Source organism: Phaeovulum sp. (genome assembly GCF_041596715.1).
Lineage (GTDB): Bacteria > Pseudomonadota > Alphaproteobacteria > Rhodobacterales > Rhodobacteraceae > UBA6213.
The window spans coordinates 1-8,922 of sequence record NZ_JBFHIA010000123.1; the positions used below are offsets into that span (position 1 = coordinate 1).

Consider the following 8,922-nt stretch of genomic DNA (forward strand, 5'->3'; position numbering starts at 1 on the left):
ACGCGCTTTGGCATCCGGTACTGAGGCCTAGGCGCGGGTGCGGTCGAACAGGGCGATCAGAACGAGCGCCAGCGCGGCACCGATATAAAGGTAGGCACCGCTGCCAAGGAAGTCTACGAAATCAAGCGCACTGGCCCGCAGGCCCAACTGTTGCATTTCGTCGTTGACGTTGAAGGCGGCCCAAGTAGTAACGCCAATCGGAACGGCCCCAGCAGCAAGTGCCAGAACGCCCGGGCAGGCGCGCAGCAGCGCGAGCAGCAGCACCAATGCCGCCAGCGGATAGGATGCAAAGAAAAGTTGCACGGCAAGGCCCATATCGCCCAGACCGTCGAGCCCCACCTCCTGCAAGGTGGCGATCGGCGTGATCTGCATCAGCAGCGGGATGGAAATGACGGGCAGAAAGAAGCTGCCGAGCAGGGCTGCGGAAAGTAGCGCTACAAGCGCGGGTTGGCTATGGGGGCGCATGATCTCTCCGCTGCGAAATACGCGCCAGATTGCGCAGCCGTGGCCGCGACTGTCAACGTCGGCTGTTGACTGGGCGCATCGTTGACGCTGCCAAGCGATGTCAGCGCGGCGGCACCTGTGCCAGCAGGTCGAGCACCTTGGGCCCAAGTTGCGCCACCACCATCTGAACCCCTTCGGGGGCCGGATGGATGCCGTCGCTCTGCATCAGTTCGCGCGCGCTGCGTTCTTGCGCGCTGAGCGCCATGATCGGGGCGAGCAGGTTTTCCAGCAAAAGCGCGCCGTGTGCGGCAGCAAGATCGGGAAAGATCGCATCGAATGCGGTCTGGTATTCAGCGCCGTAGTTGGAAGGCGCGGGCAGGCCCACCAGCAAAACTGGCAAATCGCGTGCGTCGGCCTCGGAAAGAATCGCATCAAGGTTGGCGCGCGATACCTCGGGCGGCAGGCCGCGCAGCAGATCGTTGCCGCCCAGTGCGACGATAAGCGCATCTGCACCGCCCGCCAGCGACCATTCGAGTCGGGCGCGCCCACCAGCGGTCGTGTCGCCTGAAACGCCGGCGTTTTGCACAACCACATCCGCCCCCGCAGCGACGAGCCATGCCTGCAATTGCGGCACCAGCCCATCTTCTGGCGCAAGCCCGTAGCCTTGGGTCAGGCTGTCGCCAAGCGCCACGATTTGCAGCGGCGCGGCAAATACCGGAGTTGCCAGCAGAAATGTGACGGCTACGAGGTTGCGCAGCCACCGCACAGCGCCATATGCCTTGGAGGCAATTGAGAAGAGGGCATTGGTAATGGAGACGGTTCTGGGCCTGCGCGACGCGCGACTGACGTTGGCGGGCAATGCCGGGCCGATCGAAATACTTCGTGGCATCAGTCTTGATATCGCGCGGGGTGAAAGCGTCGGGCTGGTCGGGCCTTCGGGGTCTGGCAAGTCGTCGCTCCTCATGCTCATGGGCGGGTTGGAGCGGGCAAGCTCCGGCACGGTTACGGCCTTGGGTCAGGATCTGGGCGCGATGAACGAAGACGCGCTGGCCCGCTTCCGTCGTGACAATATGGGGATCGTTTTCCAAAGCTTCCACCTTATTCCAACGATGACGGCGCTTGAAAACGTGGCACTGCCGCTGGAACTTGCCGGGGTGGCCGATGCTTTTGGGCGCGCGGCCGAGGAACTGGTGGCGGTGGGCCTTGCTGCGCGGGGCGGGCACTACCCCGCAGAGCTTTCGGGTGGCGAGCAACAGCGGGTGGCGCTTGCGCGGGCCGCAGCGCCGCGGCCAAAGCTGTTTTTGGCCGACGAGCCGACCGGGAATCTGGATGCAACCAACGGTGCGGCCATCATGGATTTGCTGTTCGGACTGCGCGACAGGCACGGTGCGACCTTGGTGTTGGTCACACATGCACCGGAACTCGCGGCGCGCTGCGACCGGATCGTGCATCTGTCGGACGGGCAGGTGGCGCCATGAGGCTTGCGCTGCGGATTGCGCGGCGCGAACTGCGCGGCGGCATTGCGGGGTTTCGTGTCTTTCTGCTGTGCTTGATCCTAGGGGTCGCGGCCATTGCCGCCGTGGGCACGGTGCGCGCGGCCATTCAAGCGGGGCTTGATGCGCAAGGGGCCGAGTTGTTGGGCGGCGATGCGCAACTGGAGTTCAGCTACCGCGCTGCGACCGAGGACGAGCGTGTCTGGATGGCAGAGCGCAGCACGGCAGTATCGGAGATCATCGATTTCCGCTCGATGCTGGTGCTGGGCGAAGGCGACACCGCCGAGCGCGGGCTGACCATGGTCAAGGCGGTCGATAATGCCTATCCGCTGATCGGCACGGTCGAACTTGACCCGCCGATGACTGTTGCCGAGGCCTTGGCGGGCGTGGATGGGGTGCCGGGGATCGTGGTCGACGGAGTCTTGGCCGACCGCATCGGGCTGAATGTCGGCGATCAGGTGAAGCTTGGCGTGAACCGCTTTGTGGTCTCGGCGCGACTGGTGCACGAGCCTGACAGCGCCTCTGGCGGGTTCGGGTTTGCGCCGCGCACCATTGTTGCCGCGGCGGCGCTAGACGGGTCGGGCCTGCTTGAGCCGGGGTCGATGTATTCGACTGCCTATCGGCTGATGCTGCCGGAGGGCCAAGACCTTGCTGCGATGCGTGCCGAGGCGCGCGCGCATTTCGACGGGGCGGGGATGCGCTGGCAAGACAGCCGCCGCGCATCGCCGGGGGCTGAGGTTTTCGTTGAACGGATCGGGTCATTTCTGGTGCTGGTGGGGCTTGCCGGGCTTGCCGTGGGCGGCGTTGGCATTTCGGCCGCGGTGCGCGATTGGATGGAGCGCAAGACAGAAACCATCGCCACGCTGAAAGCGCTGGGGGCGAGCGGCGGGCTGATAGTCGAGGTGTTCGCTGTGCAACTGGCGGTGCTGGCGGTGCTGGGCATTGCCATCGGGTTGTTGATTGGTGCGGGTGGGCCCATGCTTGCCGCGCCGCTGATCGCCCGTGCGATGCCTATACCTGTGGTGTTTGCGCTGGCACCGCGGGCGCTGGCGGAGGCTGCGGTATATGGCGCGTTGGTGGCGATGCTGTTCACGCTCTGGCCCTTGGGGCGGATGCGTGCGGTGCAGGCGGCGGCGCTTTTTCGTGACCTTGGGCCGGGGCGGCGGGCACTGCCTTCGCGTGGGGTGATCGGCTATAGTGCCGCCATTCTGGCGGTGCTGGTGGCCGCGTCGGTCTATTTCTCCGGGGTGCCGTCGCTGGCGCTTGGAACGCTGGGCGGCATCGCCGGTGCGTTGTTGTTGCTGGCGGGTGCGGCGCGGATGCTGCGCCGGGCGGCGCGGATGGCCGCACGCGGGCGCATTGTGCGGGGCAGGCCGGGTGTGCGCGCTGCTTTGGCCGCAATTGGCGGGCCGCGCAGCGAAGCGGTGGCGGTGGTCATGTCGCTGGGCCTTGGTCTTTCGGTGTTGGCTGCGGTGGGGCAGGTTGATGCAGGATTGCGGACCGCGATCCAGAACGATCTGCCGACGCGGGCACCCGCCTATTTTGTGATTGATATTCAGCCTGACCAGCTGACACCGTTCAAGGAACGCCTTGCGGCCTTTCCCGAGGTGACGCGGCTTGATACCGCGCCGATGCTGCGCGGGGTCATTACCGAAATCAACGGGCGGCCTGCGCGCGAGGTGGCGGGCAGCCATTGGGTGCTGAATGGCGATCGGGGCGTAACCTATGCTGACGAAATGCCCGATGACACGAAGATCGTGGCGGGCCAGTGGTGGGGGGCGGGCTACGACGGGCCGCCGCAAGCCAGTGTCGCGGCAGAGGAAGCGGGTGAATTGGGGCTGGTGCTGGGTGACCATTTGACGGTCAACGTGCTCGGGCGCGATATCGTGGCCGAGATCACCTCGTTCCGCGAGGTGGATTTTTCGACTGCCGGTATCGGCTTTGTGCTGAGCCTGAATGCCGCCGCACTGGTTGGCGCACCACACAGCAACATCGCCACGATTTATGCCCCACCCGAGGCCGAGGCCGCAATTTTGCGCGATATCGGCGGGGCCTTTCCCAACATCACCGCAATCCGCATTCGCGATGCGATCGAGCAGGTGACGCGGGCTTTGGATGCCATTGCGCGGGCCACTGCGCTGGCGGCGGGCATAACGCTTGTGACTGGGTTGGTCGTGTTGATTGGTGCGGCCGCCGCGGGTGAGCGGGCGCGGGCTTGGGAAGCTGCGGTGCTGAAGGTGCTGGGTGCCACGCGCGGACGTATCCTTGCCTCGTTTGCGCTGCGCGCGGCGCTTATGGGCACCGCTGCGGGGCTATTGGCAATCGGCGTAGGTGCCGCTGCCGGTTGGGCGGTGCTGACTTTGGTGATGGAGGCCGACTATCATTTCGCACTGGTTCCGGCGCTGGCGATCGTGCTGGGTGGGTTGGCCACGACGCTGGGCGCGGGCGCGCTGTTTGCGCTGCGGCCATTGGCGGCGCGGCCTGCCGAGGTGTTGCGCGCGCGGGATTGACCCGCGCGCAATCGCGCTAGAGCGACAGGTGCCGCACCCGCGCGCCCCATTCGATGGCGGCGGCGTGCAAGCGGTCGAGCCGAAGCTCGTCGCGGATTTCTTCCAACAGGCGCAGTTCGCCCTCGCGGATGGTGCCATCAGCTGCGGCCACGTCGCAGGCAAGCGCATAGGCCGTTTCAAAAAACTTCTCTGGCAGCGCGTCGCGCACGAGGCCGAACAGCGCATCTAGCCCGTCTTCCTCTTCGAACAGCGCATAGACGGTTTTTGCGACGCGCTGGATGCGGTCGATGTCATAGGTGGCGAAGATCGGCATGTGGTTGACCATGCGCTCGATCGCCACGAGTTCGGCGGTGCGAATACGTTCATCTGAAACAGAAATGGCGACCATGACGGCCACCAGCGCGTCTTGCGCAGAAAGTGAGGCGAGAACCTGGGGCACGGGGGTATTCCTTTGTATAACTTACCGCAAAATATTGACGATTGCCCCCCCGTTCAATAGGGGATGCGCTGGGCACAAGGGGTGCCTGCGATGAGGTGTGCGATGACAAGCCTGCGCGAAGCCGCGATGAACTCCAAAGCCTGGCCTTTCGAGGAAGCGCGTCGCGTGCTGAAACGCTACGAAAAGGCACCGCCGAAAAAAGGCTATGTGCTTTTCGAAACCGGCTACGGGCCAAGCGGGCTGCCCCATATCGGCACCTTTGGCGAGGTGGCGCGCACCACGATGATCCGCCGGGCCTTCGAGATAATCTCGGATATTCCGACGAAGCTGTTGTGTTTTTCGGATGACATGGACGGCATGCGCAAGGTGCCCGAAAACGTGCCCAACCGCGACATGCTGAAAGAGCATATGCAAAAGCCGCTGACCGCTGTGCCCGACCCGTTCGGCCATTACGCGAGCTTTGGCGACCACAACAACGCGATGCTGCGCCGGTTCCTCGACACGTTCGGGTTCGACTACGAATTCGCCAGCGCGACCGAATACTACAAGACCGGCAAGATGGACGAGATTTTGCTGCGCGCGGCAGAGCGGTATGATGCGATCATGGAAATCATGCTGGCGTCTTTGCGCGAAGAGCGGCAGCAGACCTATAGCTGCTTTCTGCCGATCAGCCCCAAGACCGGCAAGGTGCTTTATGTGCCGCTGACGAATGTCGATGCCAAGGCGGGTACCATCTCTTATGTCGATGAAGACGCTGAAGAGGTGACGGTTTCGGTCACCGGTGGCCGGGTCAAGCTGCAATGGAAACCCGATTTCGGCGCACGCTGGGCCGCGCTTGATGTCGATTTCGAGATGTACGGCAAAGACCATTCCACCAACACGCCGATCTATGACGGCATCTGCAAGGTTCTGGGTGGGCGCGCGCCCGAGCACATGACCTATGAATTGTTCCTCGACCAGAACGGCGAGAAGATTTCAAAGTCGAAAGGCAACGGCCTGTCGATCGACGAATGGCTGACCTATGCCTCGACGGAGTCGCTGAGCTATTTTATGTATCTCAAGCCAAAAACCGCCAAGCGGATGTATTTTGACGTGATCCCGAAGGCGGTGGACGAATATCACCAGCAGTTGCGCGCTTATGCGACGCAAGATGTGGCCGCACAGTTGAACAACCCGGTCTGGCATATTCACGGCGGCGACGTGCCCGAAAGCCGCATGGTGGTGCCTTTTGCGATGCTGCTGAACCTTGCCAGCGTTTCCGGGGCCACCGACAAGACCGCGCTTTGGGGCTTCATCCGCCGCTATGCGCCCGAGGCAAGCCCCGAGTCCAACCCCGATCTAGACCGTGCCGCAGAGTTTGCAGTGCGCTACTTCCACGATTTCGTAGCGCCAGAGCGCACTTTCCGGCTGCCGTCAGACAAAGAGCGCGCGGCGCTGGTGGATCTGTCCGCACGGCTGGCGGCATGGCAGGGCGGGCTTGATGCCGAGGCGTTGCAGACGATGGTCTTTGCGGTGGGCACCGAGCACGGGTTCGAGCCTCTGCGCGATTGGTTCACCGCGCTTTACGAGGTGCTGCTGGGTGCAAGCCAAGGCCCGCGGTTTGGCGGCTTCATCGCGCTTTACGGTGTGCAGGAAACGATTTCGCTGATCGAACGGGCGCTGGACGGAAGGCTGGTCTAGGCCCGTTCCAGCGCGCCAAAGCCTCCGCGCCCGCCCACGCCCCCTCGTTTGAGTGGTGCATCTCTTGATACTCTTTCAGATCGCGGGCAGTTGCCCGCGCCGATGCTATGCGCCGGACGCTGGCTTGCAGTTTGGCCCGCCGTTGCAACAAAGGTCATGGCGTAACGTGCCATGCGGGCGCGCGCTGCGGTCAATCTTTGTTTAACCCCCACTGCTAGCTCTGGTTGCGCCGGGGCAAGAGGCACCCGGCTGGCTCCCAGCACGAGTATTCCCTTCAGGAGCCTGTCCTTGGCGCGCGCCCGCGCGCCTCGCGCCTTGATGCGGACCCTGCGCCGCTGGGGCGGACCGGAACACTAAGGGGAAGCTGCATGAACAAGGCGATAACCGACGGGCTGGTGCTGACACCGCCCGCATTTGATCTGGGGCTTGACGTCTGGTCGAGTGAAAATGGCACCGCAGGATCGGCCACCTATCAGGGGGCCGCCAACGCCGCGCTGGTGACGGCGGATCAGGACTTTGGCAATTGCCTCGAGTTGGTAAAAACCTCCACCACCCAGAAGCTGCGCAATATGGGCCAGACCCCCATTTTGCCGGGCTGCTATTTGCGCGTGACCGCGCGCGTCAAGGCAATGAGCGGCAACCTGCCTTCGGTGCGCATTGCCGCCTATGCGATGGGGGCGGGCAATCAGCATGTGGAGGGCCTGACGGAGGTTGGCAGCACGGTGGTGCTGACTGCCTACGGCAAAGTGGCAACGGTGCAGGCGATCATTGGCACCGGTGCGCGTGGCGGGGTGGACATGCCGTGGGGCACGGCACCGATTTACGGCCATTTTGGGCTGGATCTGATCGGTTCAAACAACGGCGTGGTGCGCATCGACGATATCGAGATCGAAGATATCACCTCGGCCTTTCTGCGCGACCTTATGGACTGGGTCGATGTGCGCGATTTCGGCGCGGTAGGTGACGGGCTGACTGACGACCGCGCCGCCTTTGTGGCGGCCGATGCAGCAGCGGCGGGGCGCGAGTTGCTGGTACCCGCCGGGGTTTACCGGATCGGCGCGAACCTTTCGATCAACACGCCCGTCCGGTTTGTGGGCACCGTAACGATGGCACCAGACGTGCGGCTGCTCTTATTGAAAAACTACGATTTCCCGACCTATGCCGACGCTTTTGGCGATGAGCACCTCGGCTTCAAGAAGGCGCTGCAAGCGTTGTTCTACTTCAATGACCACAACATCCTCGACCTCAAGGGGCGGCGGGTGGAAGTGATCGAACCGATCCTAATTACTGAACTGGCACCGGGTCTGACAACCTTTTCCAGCCGCCGGGTTATTGCAAATGGCCAGATGAACGCAATCGACGGCCCCGCGTGGATGCCAAGCGCTGTAAGTTCGATCGCAACCTACGATGTTTCGCAGCCGACCACATTGGTGGCGGTGGCCAATATCGCCAATATCGCGGTGGGCTCGCACGTTACCGGGGCCGGAGTTGGACGCGAGGTTTATGTGCGCGCGGTTAACTTGGGCGCGGGCACACTGACGCTTTCGCAGCCGATGTACGGCGGTTCGGGCACGCGAACGCTGACCTTCACGCGCTACAAATACATGCTCGACTTTTCTGGCATGGACCGGCTTGACCGCTTTAGCATCAGCGAGGTCGAGTTTCTCTGCAACGGCGTGGCGAGTTTTGCGATGCTGGCACCCAGCGGCGAAACCTTTCATCTGCGCGATCTTTCGGTGATCCGGCCCCGCGACCGCGGCGTGACCTCGATCGGGCGGGGCTGTCAGGGCATGATGATCGACCGCTGCCAGTTCCTCTCGAACGAGATGGAAGCGCGGGCGCAAGATCGCACGACCGTCGCGCTCAACGTCAACGGCAATGATGTAAAGGTGCGTGACAGCCGATTTGTGCGTTTTGCGCATTTCATGATCGCGCATGGCACAGGGCATCTGATCGTGGGCAATCACTGGTTTCAGGGTGATAATGAAGAAAACGGCGTGCGCTTTGGCGGGCTGGTGCTGACACGGCCCAATGTGCAGACCGCGGTGACGGGCAATTACATCGACAATTCAGTGATCGAATGGACCAATGAATACGAGGTTAACCCCGACTATGCCGCCCAGTATTCGTTCGGTGGGCTGACGATCAGCGGCAATACCTTTGTGTCTATCGACGTGGCACCGTGGTTCCGCTGGATCTCGGTAAAACCTTACGGAGCCGGTCACTTCATCCAAGGGCTGAACATCTCGGGCAACGTGTTCCGCGCTGTCAGCGGCAATGTTGACCGGATCGAGCAGGTGGATACGACCTTTGCCGATCTGGACTATGGCCGGATGCGCAACATCGTGATGGAGGG

7 protein-coding genes are annotated in these 8,922 nt (G+C 63.0%); 4 read left to right on the forward strand and 3 right to left on the reverse strand.

What is annotated here, in order from left to right; all coding sequences use genetic code 11:
• Window positions 1-27: 27 nt before the first annotated feature.
• Window positions 28-465 (reverse strand): hypothetical protein, encoded by a 438-nt coding sequence (locus ABY403_RS09655; RefSeq protein WP_372840581.1) that lies wholly within the window; start codon window positions 463-465, stop codon window positions 28-30.
• Between the two features lie 100 nt (window positions 466-565).
• Window positions 566-1,210 carry an arylesterase gene (locus ABY403_RS09660; RefSeq protein ID WP_372840582.1) on the reverse strand — a complete coding sequence of 215 codons (645 nt, stop codon included), beginning with the start codon at window positions 1,208-1,210 and terminating at the stop codon, window positions 566-568.
• 43 nt (window positions 1,211-1,253) lie between these two features.
• Here ABY403_RS09660 and ABY403_RS09665 point away from each other — a divergent pair, with 43 nt between their 5' ends.
• Window positions 1,254-1,922 carry an ABC transporter ATP-binding protein gene (locus tag ABY403_RS09665; protein WP_372840583.1) on the forward strand — a complete coding sequence of 223 codons (669 nt, stop codon included), beginning with the start codon at window positions 1,254-1,256 and terminating at the stop codon, window positions 1,920-1,922.
• Window positions 1,919-4,447, forward strand: a complete 2,529-nt coding sequence (locus tag ABY403_RS09670) for an ABC transporter permease (protein WP_372840584.1) — start codon at window positions 1,919-1,921, stop codon at window positions 4,445-4,447. The genes ABY403_RS09665 and ABY403_RS09670 overlap by 4 nt, the downstream gene beginning before the upstream one ends.
• Window positions 4,448-4,463: 16 nt before the next feature.
• Here ABY403_RS09670 and ABY403_RS09675 read toward each other — a convergent pair whose 3' ends face one another.
• Window positions 4,464-4,886 carry a tellurite resistance TerB family protein gene (locus ABY403_RS09675; protein WP_372840585.1) on the reverse strand — a complete coding sequence of 141 codons (423 nt, stop codon included), beginning with the start codon at window positions 4,884-4,886 and terminating at the stop codon, window positions 4,464-4,466.
• Window positions 4,887-4,988: 102 nt separating this feature from the next.
• Between ABY403_RS09675 and ABY403_RS09680 the strand changes: the two genes are divergently transcribed.
• Window positions 4,989-6,566, forward strand: a complete 1,578-nt coding sequence (locus tag ABY403_RS09680; RefSeq protein WP_372840586.1) for a lysine--tRNA ligase — start codon at window positions 4,989-4,991, stop codon at window positions 6,564-6,566.
• Window positions 6,567-6,934: 368 nt separating this feature from the next.
• Window positions 6,935-8,922: glycosyl hydrolase family 28-related protein (locus ABY403_RS09685; RefSeq protein ID WP_372840587.1), on the forward strand; the 1,988-nt coding region annotated here is incomplete at its 3' end.